17 protein-coding genes are annotated in these 16,365 nt (G+C 46.2%); 15 read left to right on the forward strand and 2 right to left on the reverse strand.

Features of this window, described 5'->3' with window-relative positions; all coding sequences use genetic code 11:
* The first annotated feature begins 145 nt into the window (after window positions 1-145).
* From L3Q72_RS02515 to L3Q72_RS02580, 14 genes are all read left to right on the forward strand, one after another.
* Complete coding sequence (locus tag L3Q72_RS02515; RefSeq protein WP_275131105.1) at window positions 146-568, forward strand: GNAT family N-acetyltransferase; 423 nt, start codon at window positions 146-148, stop codon at window positions 566-568.
* 357 nt (window positions 569-925) lie between these two features.
* Window positions 926-1,135 carry a Flp family type IVb pilin gene (locus tag L3Q72_RS02520; RefSeq protein WP_275131106.1) on the forward strand — a complete coding sequence of 70 codons (210 nt, stop codon included), beginning with the start codon at window positions 926-928 and terminating at the stop codon, window positions 1,133-1,135.
* Between the two features lie 264 nt (window positions 1,136-1,399).
* A complete protein-coding gene (cpaB, locus tag L3Q72_RS02525; RefSeq protein WP_275131107.1) occupies window positions 1,400-2,182 on the forward strand; it encodes a Flp pilus assembly protein CpaB in 783 nt (260 codons plus the stop codon).
* Between the two features lie 11 nt (window positions 2,183-2,193).
* Window positions 2,194-3,522, forward strand: a complete 1,329-nt coding sequence (locus L3Q72_RS02530; RefSeq protein ID WP_275131108.1) for a type II and III secretion system protein family protein — start codon at window positions 2,194-2,196, stop codon at window positions 3,520-3,522.
* Complete coding sequence (locus tag L3Q72_RS02535) at window positions 3,519-3,980, forward strand: hypothetical protein (RefSeq protein WP_275131109.1); 462 nt, start codon at window positions 3,519-3,521, stop codon at window positions 3,978-3,980. The genes L3Q72_RS02530 and L3Q72_RS02535 overlap by 4 nt, the downstream gene beginning before the upstream one ends.
* Window positions 3,981-4,021: 41 nt before the next feature.
* Entirely contained in the window at window positions 4,022-5,260 is a 1,239-nt protein-coding gene (locus tag L3Q72_RS02540; RefSeq protein ID WP_275131110.1) for a P-loop NTPase, read from the forward strand.
* Window positions 5,257-6,546: a CpaF family protein gene (locus L3Q72_RS02545; protein ID WP_275131111.1), complete on the forward strand. Its 1,290-nt coding sequence runs from the start codon at window positions 5,257-5,259 to the stop codon at window positions 6,544-6,546. The genes L3Q72_RS02540 and L3Q72_RS02545 overlap by 4 nt, the downstream gene beginning before the upstream one ends.
* Window positions 6,546-7,463, forward strand: a complete 918-nt coding sequence (locus tag L3Q72_RS02550; protein WP_275131112.1) for a type II secretion system F family protein — start codon at window positions 6,546-6,548, stop codon at window positions 7,461-7,463. The genes L3Q72_RS02545 and L3Q72_RS02550 overlap by 1 nt, the downstream gene beginning before the upstream one ends.
* Window positions 7,463-8,344, forward strand: coding sequence for a type II secretion system F family protein (locus L3Q72_RS02555; RefSeq protein WP_275131113.1), 882 nt, complete (start codon window positions 7,463-7,465; stop codon window positions 8,342-8,344). The genes L3Q72_RS02550 and L3Q72_RS02555 overlap by 1 nt, the downstream gene beginning before the upstream one ends.
* A complete protein-coding gene (locus tag L3Q72_RS02560; protein ID WP_275131114.1) occupies window positions 8,337-9,089 on the forward strand; it encodes a secretion protein in 753 nt (250 codons plus the stop codon). The genes L3Q72_RS02555 and L3Q72_RS02560 overlap by 8 nt, the downstream gene beginning before the upstream one ends.
* Window positions 9,089-9,694: a pilus assembly protein gene (locus L3Q72_RS02565; RefSeq protein ID WP_275131115.1), complete on the forward strand. Its 606-nt coding sequence runs from the start codon at window positions 9,089-9,091 to the stop codon at window positions 9,692-9,694. The genes L3Q72_RS02560 and L3Q72_RS02565 overlap by 1 nt, the downstream gene beginning before the upstream one ends.
* The gene (gene tadF, locus L3Q72_RS02570) at window positions 9,678-10,223 is read left to right on the forward strand and encodes a tight adherence pilus pseudopilin TadF (RefSeq protein WP_275131116.1); all 546 of its coding nucleotides are present in this window, start codon (window positions 9,678-9,680) and stop codon (window positions 10,221-10,223) included. The genes L3Q72_RS02565 and tadF overlap by 17 nt, the downstream gene beginning before the upstream one ends.
* A 3-nt stretch (window positions 10,224-10,226) precedes the next feature.
* A complete protein-coding gene (locus tag L3Q72_RS02575) occupies window positions 10,227-11,513 on the forward strand; it encodes a TadE/TadG family type IV pilus assembly protein (protein WP_275131117.1) in 1,287 nt (428 codons plus the stop codon).
* 10 nt (window positions 11,514-11,523) lie between these two features.
* Window positions 11,524-12,162 (forward strand): OmpA family protein, encoded by a 639-nt coding sequence (locus tag L3Q72_RS02580; RefSeq protein WP_275131118.1) that lies wholly within the window; start codon window positions 11,524-11,526, stop codon window positions 12,160-12,162.
* Window positions 12,163-12,322: 160 nt separating this feature from the next.
* On the opposite strand, the gene L3Q72_RS02585 is transcribed toward L3Q72_RS02580, so the two are convergent.
* On the reverse strand, window positions 12,323-13,699 hold the full coding sequence (locus L3Q72_RS02585; protein ID WP_275131119.1) for an ATP-binding protein: 1,377 nt from the start codon (window positions 13,697-13,699) through the stop codon (window positions 12,323-12,325).
* A gap of 7 nt (window positions 13,700-13,706) precedes the next feature.
* Window positions 13,707-14,384, reverse strand: a complete 678-nt coding sequence (locus L3Q72_RS02590) for a response regulator (RefSeq protein ID WP_275131120.1) — start codon at window positions 14,382-14,384, stop codon at window positions 13,707-13,709.
* 542 nt (window positions 14,385-14,926) lie between these two features.
* Between L3Q72_RS02590 and melB the strand changes: the two genes are divergently transcribed.
* The gene (gene melB / locus L3Q72_RS02595; RefSeq protein ID WP_275131121.1) at window positions 14,927-16,300 is read left to right on the forward strand and encodes a melibiose:sodium transporter MelB; all 1,374 of its coding nucleotides are present in this window, start codon (window positions 14,927-14,929) and stop codon (window positions 16,298-16,300) included.
* Window positions 16,301-16,365: the final 65 nt, after the last annotated feature.

A 16,365-nucleotide genomic window follows, 5' to 3' on the forward strand; every position in this document is an offset into this window, starting at 1 on the left:
AAGCAAGGCCAGTTTACGGCGTGCAGACTACATAACTTTGTTATTGCACATTCAAAAGACTGAGGCTTTTTTCGATCTTGTTCCCTTCCTTTTTAACGCTTTATCCCTTCTAATATGTGAAAACAATCAGCAACAAAGAACAGTCATGAAAATAGAATTTATCGAAAACCCGAGCCAGGAGATCTACAAGACTATCCACCAGGGATTGAGGGCCTATAACCGTCAGTTTCTGGCTGATAAGCAAGAAGAGGTTCAGATTGCCTGTGTTGTAAAAAACTCCGCTGATGAGATTGTAGGAGGTTTGAACGGGTATATCTTCACTACCAGCCTGTTTGTAGAGCACCTATGGCTGGATGAAAAGCACAGAGGCGGTCAGTTAGGCTCAAAGCTGATGCAGACGGCCGAATCAGAAGCTAAGAGTCGAGGTGTGACGGATATTTTTCTTGATACCTACTCTTTTCAGGCAAGGGGGTTTTATCTGAAGCTGGGTTTTACTGATGTTGGTAAATACACAGATTATCCATCAAAAGGCATTGAGAAGTTCTTCTTGCAGAAGAGTATCCAGTAGGCTCTGTCTGTTAATGTAACCCTATTCCTATATTCTGACTACTCTTGACCATTTAAATACCAGGAGTGGTCAGAAGACTGCTCCTACTTACATCTCTTACGGTTATTGTTATCGCTCATAGAATGCAATAACAAATATACGCTTGGTAAATTAATGATTGAAAGATATTGGCATAATATATTTATGTTTTATGGTAATAAATTACTAAGATTACTAGTCTGAACGCTAGCTGAACAACTGCCAGATATAACGGAATAATCTTTGGTTTCTTTCTCGTACGGATTGTTCAATTGATAACCTACATTTAGTATTTGCCTCCACTTAAAAGCTAGTTAAAAAATATATTTGGAGAAAGAAATGCTAACTAAATTATATGTAAAATCTATATCTTTAATTAACGATTTCAAGAAAGACCAGAATGGTGTGACTGCAATTGAATATGCAATGATCGGTGTTGCTATGGCTGTTATTCTTGGTTGGGCTTTTTCTGATGCTTCTGGTTTTGGTGCCTCTATTAAAGGTGCATTTAACACGATAGTTAGCGAAATAAGCAACGTTAGTAAGTAAGTAAGTTATTGTACCCTAACCATTAGACATATTTTATGTATCAATATTAAGATGGGAGTATACCTAATAGGTTTATTCGATGTGTTGTTACTTTGGGTATTCTCTTTTCTTAAAAATATTATTGAGCCTTCAATTTTATATATTTTATTTGTCCCTATATACAAAACAGATATTAAATTATTTTCAGCAGTATATATAGTTTGTCTTAGGTGTTTCTGTCTGTGATGGATTATGAGGAATTGCTGCACCTTATAGGCATTAAAGATGAACTCAAAACTGATATTTGTAATTGCCTGTATAGCAATTACAGCAGGAATATACGGCATTTCCGGGAATATTACAGCAAAAAAACAAGAGCAGCCTGTAGATAAACCTGTTGCTAAAGAAAAAACAATTTCAGTCTGGCGGGCAAAGGAAAACCTTATAAAAGGTGCAAGGATTTCCCGTGATGACTTAAAAATTGTGGAAATTTCTGAAACCAAAGCCCGCGAGTCTGGAATTAAAAAGAGCTTTTCTATCGACTTTAAAAAGCACTGGTATCTAAATCGCTCAGTGAATAGTGACGAGCTTATATATTCAGAAGATCTGGTAAAGCCGGGTGATGATGGTTACTTATCGCTTGTGGTTAATGAGGGATTCGCACCGTATAACCTTAGCTTATCAACGGAAGCGATTATTGGCGGCAGTATATCCATTGGCGACTTAGTGGATATTTCAACCGTTTCATCCAGCAGGCAGAACCTGTCTCAGAAAAGCTTAATTAACGATGTAAACCAGCTTGAGCTGACGCTGCTTATTTCGCAGGCCAAAGTCTTAAATATTGTTTACCCGAAACAGAGTAAAAGAAATAAAAAACCGGAAGTGATTCTTACCCTAGAGGTCACTAACCGGCAGCTTGCAAAACTAAGTATTGCTAAACGTATTGCAGAGGTTGAAGTGCATAAATCCGTTCCGGGGCAGTCTGCTCAGTTGTATGCCGATTCCGGGGATGTCATTCACTCAAGCGCTATTCGCACTGTTCGCGAATTTCGTTCCAGCACCAAATAAGGATGCGTCAGATGAAATATTCCATTGCCCTGTTTTGGATAGCTTTAGTTTCCTTATCCGGGCTGGCTGTTGCGGCTTCAACGCTTTCATTGTCTGAAGGTGAAGCCAAAGCTATCTCGTTGGCAGTACCTGTAGAGTCAGCTTTTACTTCCGATTCTGCCATTGTGGACTATCAGGTTATCGATAACCAAAAGATTATCGTATTTGGGAAGAAGACCGGTCAGGCAGCCTTTATGGCCTTTGATGATACGGGCAAGACAGTGATTAACCATAATGTCTTTGTCACTACCAGTTATAAAGAGCTGGAGCTGCAGATCCACACACAGTTTCCTCACTCAGATATCCGGATATCCGGCATTGGTAAGCAGGTCGTTTTAAGCGGCCAGGCCAGCAGTGATGAAGAGAAACAAAGAATTTATCAGATGGCAGGGGAGTTATTGGGTAAGAAAGCAAATGATCTGGAGTTTGAGCTGGAAGGTGATGACGATGACTCAATTGAAGTGGACTTTATGACCCGAAGCCGCTACGACGGCATAGTCAATAACATCGAAGTCAGTGCCACAAAGCAGGTTAACGTAAAGCTGACTATTGCTGAAGTATCCCACTCATTTGCTGAGCAGTTTGGTATTCAGATGGGCAGTAATGGCAGTCCGGGCGTGTTTGTGGATCAGCTATCTAACTTTAGCTCCAGCGATATTGTTTCGGTTATCACTGCCATCAACAACGAAAACCTTGGTCAGGTCTTAGCGGAGCCTAACCTTTCGGTGATTTCAGGCGAGCAGGCGAGCTTTCTGGTTGGTGGTGAACTGCCCGTTGTGACGGTTTTCGATGGTTCCACCAATGTTGAGTATAAAGAATTCGGTATCAAACTGGAGCTGATGGCGCGCGTACTGCGGGATGACAAGATCAAGCTCTCCCTTATGCCGGAGGTAAGCTCTTTAGATGCTCAGTATAAAAATGCACTTTACGATTTACCGGCACTAAAAACCCGCAGAGCTCAAACCACAATTGAGCTTGGTGACGGGCAGAGCTTTGTGCTGGGCGGACTTCTGAACAAAGAAGACCGTGAGTCATTAAGCCGGATTCCGTTTATCGGAGATATCCCGATTCTGGGTGCGCTTTTCCGTCATACCGAAACGGAAAACAACAAAACAGAACTCATCATAGTGGCAACCGTTAATCTGGTGAAACCGGTGAAAGGGCATCAGATTCAGGTGCCGAGAATGAAGAAAAGTACCACTCTTAGCCGTTTCTTTGCCCTGACAGGTAACAGCGATTCAAATGGCGGAAATCATAAAGGTGCTGAAGAAGTACTGGTATCCGGAGGTTTTAAGAAATGAGACATATCCTGATCTCCCTGATAGCCGGAATTGTACTTTCGGCTTGTACAGGCGTGGATAAAGACAGCGTCGGCTCAGAGATAAGCGTAACACCGGTCCGTTACCAGCTGGAAATCAGCATAGATAACAGCCATGCCGCGCAGGAGCAGCTGGAATCCTTTATCGATATGCATGCAAACCAGCTGGAAGGGCGTGAGCTGCAGCTGGTTTGGTATACCCACAGAGGTAAGGCTTTCCTGGATAAGTTTAAGCGGCCCGATGGTGCCGGTTATACCGTCAGAGTGATCCGGGCTGAGACTCTGTCGCCTCACTTTGATATCAGGGCTCAGTTCAGTGACAGCATACTGGCTATTGAGCCATGCTCCCGGGATGAAATGGGCGACTATGGCGACACGGTTGGCTGCTACACCGAAAATGCCCGCTGGCAATCCATGGTTAATCCGCATGACGCGATTTAACTTTCTGTTATTACAAATGTAAGCGTGAATAGGTCAAGAAGATGTTTGATCTGGTAGATATTCTTAAAAGAGAAGATAAAAAGGCAGGAGTAGCCGCTCCTGTTTCACAAAACTGCGCTTTGTATTATCAGACAGAGCAGTGCCAGCAGTTAGTTATGGAAGCCTTCCGCTTTGAAGGACTGAGCGAGCCTGTTGATAAGTCCTTTGATGGGGCCGACTTCGATCAGCTCTCCGAAGAGGTTGAATTTGTGTTTATTGAGCTGACCCAGACTGAGGATCTGATCAGCGAAGCAAACCGTATTCTGCCCCTGTTACCGGCACACCTTTCCGTGGTGATTATCGGCAGCAAAGATATGATCTCCATTATCCGTGAGCTAAAGGATATGGGGCTTTACTACCTGTTCTGGCCGGTAACCAAAGAGGATCTTATCCACTTTTACCGCAATGTGGCGGGAAGCCGCGACAGTGAATACAGCATAGGCAAGAAAAGAAAATCAAAACGGGCAGCAATCGTTTCGGCAAAAGGCGGACTGGGCGCTTCGCTGCTAACGGCTGAGCTGGGCAGTATTCTGGCTAATGAAAGAAAGGTTTCTACCCTGCTTGTGGATCACGATTACGCCGGCGGAAATCTGGATATCGTTCTTGGTGTGAAGCAGTTTGAAAAACGACTGTTACAGCCGGGAACGCTGCTGGGATCAATTGACAATACCTACGCTTCCGGTCTGGTGAAAAAGGTGGGGAGCCATCTTTCGCTGCTTTCTGTCTGTTCAGAGAGCTTCGACAGGCCGACTATCGGAGAGTATATCCAGACCATCACTGAGCAGCTTGCCTATGATGTCAACGTTATGCTGGAAGACTTTGGCCACGGTATCGGCGGCGAAGTCGAGCTGGAGCAGATACTGACGCGGATTGATACCCTGGTTCTGATTATGGATCCCACGGTTTCAGCCATGCGGGACTATAACCGACTGGTGACACTTGTCAGGAAAATGGACAAAGAGAACCAGATCCGCCTGATCACAGTGATGAACTGTACCAGGCCAAAGCAGACCAACTCCGTTAATAAAAATGATATCGAAAAGTTTGCACTGGCTCCGGTTGATATCAGGATCCCTTTTGATGCAAGGGTGAACGAAAGAATACTGACCGGTGAGCGGATATTTAACTCCTCGTCATCAGCGGCAAAATCCATCTCGCTCCTGGCTTCCATGATTCTGGGAGAAGAGAGCAAATACGAAGAGGGCGCTTGGGCTGAACTTAAGCGCTGGTTACGAAGATGATGGATTCTAAACAGTTTTATATTCAGCTGCGCAGCAGGATCTTTGAAGCCCTGGATGTAAACGTACTTAACTCGCTTAGCCGGGAAGCGCTGGAGCTGCAGCTGAAAAGTGCGGTGGATCTGCTGATTGAGCGCGAGCAACTGCCCGTATCAAAGGTCATTAAACAGGAGTATGTCACCAGCCTGCTGGATGAGCTTCTGGGACTGGGACCGCTGCAGAGCCTTATGGATGATGAAAGCATCAGCGACATTATGATCAACGGCCCCGACAATATCTTTATTGAAAGGGACGGACTGGTTGAGAAGGCCTCGGTCAGTTTTATCAGCAATCAGCAACTGCTGGATATCGCCAAGCGTATTGCCAGCCGCGTCGGGCGTCGGGTGGATGATTCATCACCCACCTGCGATGCGCGCCTTGAGGACGGCAGCCGGGTAAATATCGTGATTCCGCCTATTGCCATAGACGGGACTTCTATCTCAATCCGTAAGTTTCGTAAGCAGTCCATTGGCTTTCGTGAACTGGTGGAGTTTGGAGCCATGAGCCCTGAAATGGGCCAGTTGCTTTCTATCGCTTCGCACTGCCGCCTGAATATTCTGGTTTCAGGTGGTACAGGTTCGGGCAAAACCACAATGCTTAATGCGCTGAGTCAGTTTATTTCTGAGCGGGAGCGGATTGTTACTATTGAAGATGCGGCCGAGCTTAAGCTCCAGCAGCCGCATGTGGTACGCCTGGAAACCCGTACCTCAGGTGTTGAGGGAACGGGTGCAGTATCCCAGCGCGATCTGGTAATCAACTCCCTGCGGATGCGTCCGGACCGGATCATTGTGGGTGAGTGTCGTGGCGGCGAGGCTTTTGAAATGCTGCAGGCCATGAACACTGGTCACGACGGCTCTATGTCGACGCTGCACGCCAACAGCGCCAGAGATGCGCTGGCAAGGGTGGAGTCCATGGTGATGATGGCAACCAGCAACCTGCCGCTGGAAGCGGTAAGAAGAGCCATTGTTAATGCTGTGGATCTGGTGGTTCAGGTGAACCGTCTGCATGACGGCAGCCGTAAGGTTATCAGTATCAGTGAGGTTGTCGGCCTTGAGGGCAGCAATGTGGTGATGGAAGAGATTTTTGCTTTCCGGCCGGTTACCACACCCAGTGATACGGGCAAGGTTCGCGGTAACTTCTTTACTTCCGGTCTGATGCAGCGTTCGGTGCTGGTTGAGAAGGCGCGCTTTTTCGGCATGGAAGACAAACTGGCTCAGGTGTTCCGTAAGCCGGAACCGGAGGGCGTCTGATGTACTGGCTGTTTTTAGCAATCGGCATCGCATTTTTGCTGTTTAGCCTGAAGAAACCGAAGAATGCAAAAAAAGAATATCTGCAAGCGGTTAACCAGACTCAGTTTGTCGACAATATGAGCGATCAGCAGGCCATCGATATGGCTTCTCTGTCTGACCGAAACTGGAAGCAGGCGCTGATGGAGTTCTGGAATGTAACCAGGATTCGCCTTGGCAAAGCGGCGGAACTTAAGCTGTTTCTGTTTACCACATTTATGGCTCTGTCCGGGAATTATATCAACGAGGAATTTCTCTGGTTTTCAACGCCACTGGTTATTTCGGCGGCGGTGTTGTCCGGCTGGATCCCGTTGCATCTCTGGCTGAAAAAACGCGAAAGAATTCAGTTTGAAGAGGGCTTTCCTGATGCGCTGAATATGCTTACCGGAGCAGTGTCCTCCGGTGAAGGTATCGCTCAGGCCATTGCCTTTGTGGGAGAAAAACTACCGGGCGATGTGGGGCAGGAGTTCCGTGTGATGGGAGAGCGGCTGCAACTGGGGGAAACTCCGGATGAAGTTTTTCGTAAATCCTGCCGGCGCTTTCCTTATCCCTCCTTTCAGTTTTTTGTCATTACGCTAAGGGCAAATATGAGCAGAGGCGGACAGCTGAAAGATGTTTTATCACGCCTGAACAGACTGATGTTTTTAAGCCGTGCGGCAGAACGTAAGAAGTATGCGCTCACATCCGAGGCGCGTATCTCTTCCAAGATAGTCTGCGCCATGCCGTTTATCTTTCTGTTTATGTTGCAGTATCTCAACCCGGATAACTTCGACTTTGTGATGTTTGATGAGAGGGGGCGGCCGATTCTCTATTACGTGATTATCAGTGAGGCCATCGGCATGACCATTATCTGGGCGCTGATGAAGGGGGTAAAAACCTGATGTTACCACTGGAACCAAGACTGAAGCTGTTTTTATCTCTTTTGATTGTTGCCTACAGCTGCCTTGGATTAGGCATGTGGATGCTGAAGAGATGGCGTATGAGGCGCCGGATTATCAGCATCGCTGATACAGGAAATGAGAAAGAGAGCCTGCTTCACAAGGCGACCGAGCAGCTGGCGGGTTTGTTCTCCAGCAGTCAGGAAGAGGTGGCGAAGAAAATGGTGGAGGCCGGCTTTTACAATACCGCTTACGCCCACCTGTTTATGCCTCTGAAATATCTGCTGTTGATAGCGGGCGAGCTCACGCTGTTTGTTCTTTATCTGCAGGAGATTCTGGCTTCTGATTTCTGGGTTATGGGCTCAGCGCTGTGGCTGGTGGCTGTGGTCAGCCTGCCGGATCTTTATCTGGCAATGCGCAGGAAAACGTTGATCAGAAAGTTGTCCTCCAAGATGCCTTACCTGCTGGATCTTATGGCGGTCTGTGTGCAGACGGGGATGACCATTGAGGCCTCGATTAAGTACCTGTGTAAAGAGATGAAGGGCTTTGATAAAGATCTGGCTTTTATGCTCAACAGGTTAAATGACAGAGCCCAGCTTGTGGGCCTGGAACAGGCGCTGGATGAACTGCAAAGCATGATCACCTCTAATGAGATCAGCAGCTTTGCTATGACGCTGAATCAGAGTCTGCGTTATGGCTCGTCAATTTATCAGGTGCTGACCACACTGGCTGCCGATATCCGTGAGATGCAGATGTTAGGGGTAGAAGAGAAGATCGGCAAACTGGCGGCCAAGATGTCTATCCCGCTGATCATTTTTATCATGATTCCCATTGTTATTTTGATCGCCGCACCCGGCGTAATGAGAGTGCTTTCTGATGTATAGAATTTTAATGCTTGCGCTGCTAACACTGTCGGTGGCGGCGTGTTCATCAACCCCTGACAAGCAGATGGATGACGGTGCAAAAGAGTCTGTCTACCAGCAGACAGGAAACTACACTGAACTGGCAGAGTTTTATCAGCAGCAGCTGGAGCAGAAAGAGACCATAGAAACCAGGCTTAAACTGGTACACACCTATATTCAGCTTGAAGACTCTGAAAGTGCGCTTTTCTATCTGGAGCCTGTGTTTGAGCAGGATCAGCGTAACTGCCAGGCTTACGACTATAAAGCTCAGGCCATTGCCCTGACCGGCGAATATATAGAAGCAGAAGAGCCGGCATTAAAGGCGCTGGAGCTTTGTCCGGACAGAGCGGAAACCGAAAACCTGCTGGGTATTATATATGCCGGCCAGTACAACTACGCCAAAGCGAGGAAAAGCTTCACTGCGGCGCGCAGGCATTTCTACAACTCCGCTGCGGTAAACAATAATCTGGCGGTTCTGGATATCGCGGAAGGCAAGTATCAGGCGGCGATGGAACGCTTGCTTCCCATCTATAAGCGGAAGCCTAAAGATAAGATGGTGAAATCCAATCTGATTCTGGCGGCAGCAAAACAGCGTCAGTATTCACTGCTTTATCAGATCCTGGAGTCTGACTATTCCGATGCAGAGATAGAAGGTATTTACCGCACTTTGCGCGAGTATCAGCCACGTTACCGGGCTGAAAACGGTCACTTCGGGGAAGACGGGTAATGAGTCTGCTTAGTCTGCGGGCCCGTTTTCAGAAAGGTACGGCAACCATTGAGTTTGCCATGGGATTTCTGGGCCTCTGGTTTATGTGCATGATGTGGGTGGAGATGTCCTATCTCTCGTTTCTTTCCGCAATCAATGATCTGGCGATCGCTCAGTCAGCACGCACGGCCAAGATCAGCAAGGATGACTACAAAAAGGTCTTTGAACAGACCCTGAAATCGCAGGGCAGTATCTGGAGCTATGTGGCAAACAGTGACGGCTTTCGTCTCTCGGTGCTGTACGTCAAAGATATGGAAGATTTAGAGGATATCGGTGATGACCTGGAAGATATCTTAGAGGATTTAGAGGATTTAGAGGATTTAGAGGATTTAGAGGATTTAGATGACCTCGATGATCTTGACGATATGGACGATTTCGAAGACTGCAAGCTATCCATCTCTCAGGGCAGCATCGAATGTGGTGATGCTGAGGAAAGCGCCATCGCAGTTTACAGGACCAGTTATTCCTATCAGCCGATATTTGCATTTTTTATGGATGGCAAATCGATACTGAGCCGGGAAGTGATTGTTATTCAGGAGTATGAACGCAGTGAGTTTGAAGTCTAATCAGCGCGGTAACTTTACCGTCGAGTTTGCCATTCTCGGCGTTCTGTTTGCCGCACTTCTGGTATTCAGTGCCGATATCGTGGTGAAACTGGCGCTTCGCGGAAAACTGGACCGGCTCAGCTACTCCATGGTTGAACTGCTGAAAGAGCGGACACAGCTGTTTGAAGAGGATTTGGACCTTTCCAAAGATGATGCCCGTCTGATTGACAAGATCGCAAGAGGCTCCCTGAAAAGAACCTATGGTCCCTTTGATGAGAAAAAATACGGCATTCTTATCGAGGTGCAGACTTTTTATGCAGAGGGTACGGAGAACTTCAATAAGCTTCAGAGCTTCAGTTTTGGCGGTTATCAGTGCTCGGTGAAGAATGATTTAACCGAGTTTCGGGACATGTCCGTTGTGAGTTCATGGGGACGTCAGGTGCCGCTTTATCGCGTCACTCTCTGTTATCAGGGGATCAACTGGTTTGGTGACTTAATTGATGAGGACCATAAAACCGTAATGTCAGACGCCATTTTGATAGGTCGATAAAAGATGAGAAAACAGAGAGGCAATGCCGCAATTATTCTGGCGATGTGCCTGCCAGTGCTGTTTGGCATTTTTGCCATGGGAACCGACGGTGCCAGAGCGCTTCAGGCGAAAGCCCGTCTGGAAGATGCTGCGGAAGTGGCGTCACTGGCAGTTGCTGCCAGAAATGATGAAAACCGTGATGATGACACGGACTCAGGAAGCGCCGTTAATAAGGAAATCGCCGGGAACTATATCCGGTATTACATGGGTAATTACGCAACCTTGACGGACGTTAAAATAAAGAGGTTTACCTGTGAGGAAATTGATGACTGTCTTGATGGTTTGGAAGAAGACAGGCCAAGGTTCTTTGAGTATCAGGTGACAGGGCATATTCAGTATGACTCCTGGTTTCCCAGAAACGGTCCGATTATCGGTTTTGGTGAACAGTTTGATGTAGCCGGGTTTGCTAAGGCGCGTAAGTATCAGTCTAAGGCGGTTGATGTTTTGTTTGTGGTGGATTTTTCTGGTTCGATGAACTGGCCATGGGATGGTGGTTCTCAGTCTAGAATAAATGATCTTTTTGATATTTTGCAGATGGTTACCGATGAACTACAAAAGTTCAATGAATTAGATGTTGGTTACCACAACAGGGTTGCTCTTACAGGTTACAACGAATACCAACGAGGAAGGAAAAACGACTTTGATAATCAGAACTGCGTGCGCGATCAACGCATTGTTAGCTTATACACAGTGCGACCTGAGTATCATCAGGTTGATTATCAGGCGACAATCAATCAGCAGTTCAATATAAAACCTTGTTTTGCCCCTTTCGCTCCGATTTATAACAACGCGGATGCCCGCTATACAGATATCAGCTATACCGATGATTTTGATTCATTTCACAGAAACCTAGATTACTTTCATGCCGAGGGGGGAACTGCTTCATATCAGGGGATAATACGTGCCGGTCAAATGGCTACCAAAAAGCGCTCTGAAGATCTTAGCCCCCGACAATTGATCATTATCCTTTCTGACGGAAATGATAATGATCACGTAATGCATACATCCAGAATGTTGGTTGATATGGGAATGTGTACGAGGATTCTTAATAAATTAAATAATCTGACCACAGAGGATAAGGAAAAAGTTCAGGGAAAAATGGCTGTTATCGGTTTTGGTTATAACCCTTATCAGAATACTGCGCTTAGGGATTGTGTGGGGGAAGAAAACGTCTACCGAGCTCAGGATAAAGAGCAAATCCTGGATCAGATTCTTGCATTGATTACCGAAGAAATAGGCCATTTGGCATAAGAGAGAAAAAATGAACAAACCTTGGATAAAAAATCTATTCGCCGTGGCTTCGTCACTCTTTGTTTTATCTGGTCATTCGGCAGAGTTTAGCAGTGCCGGCTTTAGCTTCTATTGCTCCACCCCGGATATCAAATATAAGCAGCAGGTAAGTGCCGGTGAAACCATAGTGGTTAAGCCTCATCACGGTCCTTATCTTCAGATCTCCGGCTTTGATGAAAACGCCGGAGCCAGTGCCGGGTTTATTCAGGCAGGAGTCGGGGCCGGTGTTGAGGCGGAGTGCATGGAATATCTGTTATCTGTATCATCATCTGCAAATTCTGCGGACAGCAGCCTTCTTGCCCGGGTTACCTTTGATTTTGATAAAAGCAGTTTAGACAGTGAAAGCCGGTATATTCTGGAACAACTGAAAGATAAGCTGCGCAGTAATTCAAAGGATCTGCTGGTGGAAGGGCATACCGACAGCTCCGGTAGTGAAGATTACAATTTTGATTTGGGACTTAAGCGAACGGAAACCGTGATGAATTACCTGTCTGAAGATGTCGCGACTCAGCAGGGCAAATCTTACGGGGAGCTAAAGCCGGTAACCGATGAAACATCTGCAGAGAAACGTAAGGCAAACCGCCGGGTGGATATTAGTTCGGTAAACTGAGTGTAATGTACGGGTTACAGGCCAGCAGGCAGGTATAGATAAGCAGACACGCATAAATACTTTCATGTAGCTCTACCTCGCCATCCCTGGCGAGGAAGGTCTGCTTATCTATACCTACCTGCTAACCTGTAATTGAACTTAGGTGAAAGAAAAGTTGTTTCTAGCTCTTCCGGTACGGAAGAAATAACTTCAGGCAAACGCCATTCTCCGAAGGCAACTCCGAAGGAAAGGGGATATCAAACCAGATATCTCCGCCATAGCTCTGCATAATCTCGCGGCAGATTGCCAGTCCCAGTCCGGTTCCCGGATTGATTTCATCGGCGCGTATTCCCCGGGCAAACAGTAGCTCCATTTGGGATTTCTCTATTGCAGGGCCGTCATTGCAGACTTCAACTAAATAGCCATAAAGGCTTGTTTCAACTGCGACAGAGATTTGGCTTTGCGCATAGCGGTAGGCGTTTTCGAATATATTGCCAAAGATTTCAATAAGATCACCTTCTTCAATGGGCAGTGTGGTGGAAGGTGCAAAACGCCTTTGCATTGCAATGGACTTTGGCTGGTGGAACTGGGAAAACATAGGTTCAAACTTGTTGATAACGCTGTCCAGGGACGTTTCGCTGTTGCTAAGGCCCTTGGCTCCCAATGTGGCGCGTTTTAGCTGATATTGCACAACTGAGTCCATTTCGCTGAGCTGCTCTGTAATTAACGGCTGTTTATCAGTTCCCTCTGTTTTTTGTTCGTTTATCAGCAGCATAGAGGTTGCTATGCGGGTTTTCAGACCATGCGCAAGGTCGGACATGGCGTTCTTATAACGCTTTTCCTGTTGTCCGGCCTGATGAAGCAGGCGGTTAAAGGCACTGACGGTTGCCCGTAGCTCTTCCGGGTAGTTTCCTTCTATCCGGCTTTGGTGGTTTTCCTGAATTTTGTGTATCTCACTGACCAGCATTTTTACCGGATTTAAGGCCCAGCGAAAGAGCAAAACAAGCGTGGCAATAGTTAACAGAATAAGCGCCACGATAAAGATAAGGATCAGTTGTTCAAGCTGCTCTAATTGCCGGATCTCTTTGTTGGCCGATTTAAGGACAATAATACGCATATCTTTGTCGTATTTATGCTTCATCATCTTATAGGCTACAAAATTTTCGCCATCAGCATCTTCAAAGAGTTGTGGCTTATTGAGTTTGTCCGGCAGGAAGGCGCAGATATTAAAGTTCTCATTTTTGCCTCCGGGCAGAAGTGCGGCAACGGAAGTCCAGAGAAGCCTGTCGTTTTTATCACAGATCACCGCGGAAATTTCAGCAGAGGAGGGGGCGTAGTAGTGGCTCCACTCTTCAGGGTCAGGGAGCAGCCCGGATTGTTCGATTTCATTTATCACACTGGGCATTTGAAGGACAATATCGGAGACAAAGTCGAGCAACACATCCTGGTGGTGTTTCTGGTTTACCAGATAGGCGATTGTGATCAGAAAGGCAAAGGAGATGCTCAGCGCTGAAATCAGTATCCTGCGGCGAAAGTCAGAGCGGATAAGAAACTGCATAGACGGGTTACTCCACTTTCAGAATATAGCCGCGCCCACGAACCGTGGATATCGCTCCGGAAGTTCCGGTTTCCGCCAGCTTTTTTCGTACTCTGGAGACCATAACTTCAATCGTATTGAGCTGAGATTCGCTGATCTCTTCAGGGGGATAGATATATTCAATCAGCTTTTGCTTGGAAATGATCCTGTCGTGATTTTTTACCAGGCACTCAATAACTGAGTATTCGGTGGATGTGAGGATCAGAGCCTGCCCGTTAGCAAACACGCTTTTGTCGTTTAAGTTCAGTTCTATATTGCCCACATTCAGGTTCTGGGAACTAAACCCGGCACTGCGCCGGACCAGCGCATAAAGCCGCGCAATCAACTCCTCCATCTGAAATGGCTTGACCATATAGTCATCGGCTCCGGCCTCCAGGCCTTCGACCTTCTCCTGCCAGCTTGATCTGGCGGTGAGAGTGATAAGAGGAATGGCTAGTCCGTCCCGGCGGATCTGTTTTATCAGGCGGATGCCGTCAAAGTCCGGCAGACCAATATCGATTATCCCGATATCAAATCCTTGTTTCCGGATAGTCTGCAGACCGGCAGACGCTGTGTTTTCTGTCACAACAATATGACCCGCTTCCGACAGCTGTGAGCTGACGTGGTGGCTTAACAGGTGATTGTCTTCTACGAGCAGTATGCGCATAACAATTTTACTAAGTAACGAATCGTGTCTGGAAGGTATAATTATCTCGCGAGTTACGAATTAGATCACCTTTATGATCAGCAAGTTATTGTGTTTTGCGAGCCTGTCTGGGCTATTTATATAATTTTATTTTTTATTGTAAGGCGGGATAAATAAGGATGGTTTTAAGTTAAATTCTGTCATCTCAGAGTATTTATAATGACAATAAATACAGAAAATATGGAATATTAAATGTAAACGTTTGCAAATAATATGTGATTATAAATAGTTTGCGAAAACATGCTTGTAAAATAAACCAATTAAACAGGGAGGCGCCGTTTTTACTGGGGTTGAGAGAGAATTAGCTGTGGAATAAATATTTTTTTATTTATTTGATAATCATGCCTGGCTACTATTTTTGTGATCATTGTCAATAATTTTAACTGATCACCCGAAAGGTAGGTGTAAACGTTTCCAAGTAGGATTTAGATCACAGAATTGAGGTAAAAGATGTAAGAGACTACGCCTGCTTTAATAAATATTTACTACTAGGTTTACTTTTTATGTCTAATTCGACGATCACCCTTAAAACAAAACTTTCATATGGCCTGGGTGCCTTAGGTAAAGACTTTGCCTGTGCGCCTATCTATATTTTCCTGATGTTCTACTTCACTGATGTGGCAAACCTGTCTGCTGCATTTGTAGGTACTATCTTCCTTGCTGCACGAGTTCTTGATGCGGTTACTGACCCTATGATGGGCGTAATCTGTGACAATACACGTTCTAAATTCGGTAAGTTCCGCCCATGGATCGTTATCGGTACCATCCTTAACGCTGTAGTGCTTGTTGGCCTTTTTGCTACCCACATGTTTGAAGGCACTGCACTGTATGTTTATGCGGCGGCGGCTTATATCCTTTGGGGTCTGACTTACACCATTATGGATATCCCTTACTGGTCAATGATTCCTGCTCTGTCTGACTCTCGTCAGGAGCGTGAGAAGCTGGTTGTATGGCCACGTCTGTTCGCCAGCCTTGCATGGTTTGTGACCGGTACTTACGGTCTGCATATTGTTGGTGAGCTGGGTAACGGCGACCAGGGTACTGGTTTCTTCAACGTTGCTTGTCTGATTGCCGTTCTGTTTGTTATGAGTGCTTTCCTGATTGCACGTAACGTAAAAGAGAAAGCGACAGTTGAAGAAACAGCAAAAGCTGAGAAGTTCAACTTTAAAGATGTAATGGTAATCATCGGCCAGAACGACCAGCTAAAAGCGCTTATTGGTTCGGTTCTTTCTTTCCAGGTTGCAAACATGCTGGTTGGTGGCTTCGCTATCTACTACTTCACTTACGCACTGGGTAATGCTGACCTGTTCCCGGTTTACATGGGTATTGCAGGTGCAGCGGAAGTTGCTGGTGTATTCCTGTTCCCGCGTATCGCTAACCTGCTGCCTCGTAAGCACCTGTGGATGATGGCGTGTGGTTTCCCGATTCTTTCATGTCTGATCCTTGTATTTATGGGCGTATTTACTCCGGGCAGCACACTACTAATCGGCTTGTCTGGTGCGGCTATCAAGTTTGGTGTGGGTACTGCGAACGCACTTCAGACGGTAATGCTGGCTGACGTTGTTGACTACGGTGAGCACAAAACTGGTCGTCGTAGTGAGAGTGTTATCTTCTCTGTACAGACTATGCTGGTGAAATTTGCAGGTGCTGCCGGTGGCTTTATCGTTGGTGTTGGTTTGTCTGCTGTTGGTTATGTTCCAAACGTAGAACAGACTGCCGACACTATCTTTGGTCTTCAGTTTATGATGCTTGGTCTGCCAGCCATCATGATGGTTATCAGTGCAGTTATCTACAAGCGCTACTACCGTCTGCACGAAGGTTTCGACAAGGCTGCTGCTGAGCAGGCGGAAGCTGAATACGAACTGGCAAAAGCATAATAATTTTTTGGTAACAATGACCCCATAACTGCTTGTCACTTATGGGGTTGTTTTATTTTGGTAAA

The organism is Vibrio sp. JC009 (assembly GCF_029016485.1).
Classification (GTDB): domain Bacteria; phylum Pseudomonadota; class Gammaproteobacteria; order Enterobacterales; family Vibrionaceae; genus Vibrio.

What these genes read in the sequence shown, in the direction of transcription:
- L3Q72_RS02515 (WP_275131105.1), top strand. Translation starts at nt 146, where the DNA reads ATGAAAATAGAATTTATCGAAAACCCGAGCCAGGAGATCTACAAGACT.
- L3Q72_RS02520 (WP_275131106.1), top strand. Translation starts at nt 926, where the DNA reads ATGCTAACTAAATTATATGTAAAATCTATATCTTTAATTAACGATTTC.
- cpaB (WP_275131107.1), top strand. Translation starts at nt 1,400, where the DNA reads ATGAACTCAAAACTGATATTTGTAATTGCCTGTATAGCAATTACAGCA.
- L3Q72_RS02530 (WP_275131108.1), top strand. Translation starts at nt 2,194, where the DNA reads ATGAAATATTCCATTGCCCTGTTTTGGATAGCTTTAGTTTCCTTATCC.
- L3Q72_RS02535 (WP_275131109.1), top strand. Translation starts at nt 3,519, where the DNA reads ATGAGACATATCCTGATCTCCCTGATAGCCGGAATTGTACTTTCGGCT.
- L3Q72_RS02540 (WP_275131110.1), top strand. Translation starts at nt 4,022, where the DNA reads ATGTTTGATCTGGTAGATATTCTTAAAAGAGAAGATAAAAAGGCAGGA.
- L3Q72_RS02545 (WP_275131111.1), top strand. Translation starts at nt 5,257, where the DNA reads ATGATGGATTCTAAACAGTTTTATATTCAGCTGCGCAGCAGGATCTTT.
- L3Q72_RS02550 (WP_275131112.1), top strand. Translation starts at nt 6,546, where the DNA reads ATGTACTGGCTGTTTTTAGCAATCGGCATCGCATTTTTGCTGTTTAGC.
- L3Q72_RS02555 (WP_275131113.1), top strand. Translation starts at nt 7,463, where the DNA reads ATGTTACCACTGGAACCAAGACTGAAGCTGTTTTTATCTCTTTTGATT.
- L3Q72_RS02560 (WP_275131114.1), top strand. Translation starts at nt 8,337, where the DNA reads ATGTATAGAATTTTAATGCTTGCGCTGCTAACACTGTCGGTGGCGGCG.
- L3Q72_RS02565 (WP_275131115.1), top strand. Translation starts at nt 9,089, where the DNA reads ATGAGTCTGCTTAGTCTGCGGGCCCGTTTTCAGAAAGGTACGGCAACC.
- L3Q72_RS02575 (WP_275131117.1), top strand. Translation starts at nt 10,227, where the DNA reads ATGAGAAAACAGAGAGGCAATGCCGCAATTATTCTGGCGATGTGCCTG.
- L3Q72_RS02580 (WP_275131118.1), top strand. Translation starts at nt 11,524, where the DNA reads ATGAACAAACCTTGGATAAAAAATCTATTCGCCGTGGCTTCGTCACTC.
- L3Q72_RS02585 (WP_275131119.1), bottom strand. Translation starts at nt 13,699, where the DNA reads ATGCAGTTTCTTATCCGCTCTGACTTTCGCCGCAGGATACTGATTTCA.
- L3Q72_RS02590 (WP_275131120.1), bottom strand. Translation starts at nt 14,384, where the DNA reads ATGCGCATACTGCTCGTAGAAGACAATCACCTGTTAAGCCACCACGTC.
- melB (WP_275131121.1), top strand. Translation starts at nt 14,927, where the DNA reads ATGTCTAATTCGACGATCACCCTTAAAACAAAACTTTCATATGGCCTG.